1 protein-coding gene is annotated in these 770 nt (G+C 72.3%); it reads left to right on the top strand.

Translation table 11 applies throughout. From position 1 onward, the window contains the following. Positions 1–528 (top strand): tyrosine-type recombinase/integrase (locus AOZ53_RS16635; protein ID WP_156333416.1); only part of this gene is annotated, 528 nt, incomplete at its 5' end. Between the last annotated feature and the right edge of the window lie 242 nt (positions 529–770).

Here is a 770-nt window from a genome sequence, read left to right as displayed (position 1 = left end):
GCGTTGCTGCTGTTCGCCTGGTCCAGCGGCGGCCGGCGGCGCTCCGAGGTGGTCGGGGCCACCGTCGAGAACACCCGCAAGGTGGGCGAGGACTACCTCTATCTGCTGTCGCACTCCAAGACCAACCAGTCCGGCGCCGACCGCGCCCAGGACCGCAAGCCGATCGCCGGCGCGGCGGCGCGGGCCCTGGACGCCTGGCTGGCCGCCAGCGGCATCCGCCAGGGCGCGCTGTTCCGCCGCATCCGCCGCGGCGACGTGATCGGCGAGCCGCTGGCCGCCGCCGCGGTGCGCGCCATCGTCCAGGAGCGCTGCCGCCTGGCGGGTATCGAGGGCGATTTCTCGGCCCACAGCCTGCGCTCGGGCTTCGTGACCGAGGCCGGACGCCAGAATGTGCCGCTGGGCGACGCCATGGCCATGACCGGCCATGCCAGCGTGGCCACCGTCATGGGGTATTTCCGGGCCGGCGCCGCGCCCCGGTCGCGCGCGGCGCGCCTGCTGGACACGCCATCCGGGGACGAAACACCGTAGCGCGCCAGCCACACCCGCTCGATCCCGGGGAGACCCGGCGCGCGCTTGCATACAATGGCGCCTGCCGGCACACCGCAGCGCCGCGCCCATAACGAGACCCATGCCTGCTGTGCTCCCCATGCGAATCAATCTACGCGGCCTGGTGCTCGCGCTTACGATATTCAGCGCCATCGCCGCTACCGCCAATGCCCTGTACGCCAGCTACCGGCTGCAGCGCGAACAGCTCATCACCACCACCCTGG

The sequence above is a fragment of the Achromobacter sp. 2789STDY5608621 genome, from assembly GCF_001299375.1.
GTDB lineage: Bacteria > Pseudomonadota > Gammaproteobacteria > Burkholderiales > Burkholderiaceae_B > Achromobacter > Achromobacter insuavis.
The sequence above is the reverse complement of the archived record's forward strand: the minus strand, read 5'-3'. Positions and strand labels throughout refer to the sequence as shown.